The organism is Mesorhizobium sp. M1A.T.Ca.IN.004.03.1.1 (assembly GCF_003997555.1).
Classification (GTDB): Bacteria; Pseudomonadota; Alphaproteobacteria; order Rhizobiales; family Rhizobiaceae; genus Mesorhizobium.
On the sequence record NZ_RZTV01000529.1, the window covers coordinates 1 to 261 of the forward strand.

The following is a 261-nucleotide window of genomic DNA, read 5'->3' on the forward strand; positions in this document are numbered from 1 at the left end:
CGAGACTTTAGATGGCAACGGCAATTTCGGGAAGAAATCATATGGAATGAAATCTTACCTCCTGCCGTTCATTGGTCTTATCCGGCCCCTGCACGACCGGGATCCTGCAAGAGTATCCTGGGAGGCGCTCAGAAGTTCTTTCAACAAATTGCCTGATATGGACCGCGAGTCTGCCGCGGAAATTACCAAGGATTTACGCCGCTATACGTTCACCCTCGCACTGGAGGAGTGCCTCAAGCGCGACATGCCTATGCAGATTCA

General features: G+C 51.7%; 1 pseudogene. It reads left to right on the forward strand.

From position 1 onward, the window contains the following. Window positions 1-46 precede the first annotated feature (46 nt). Window positions 47-261: pseudogene (locus EOD29_RS36685) on the forward strand (amidohydrolase); the annotation flags it as partial.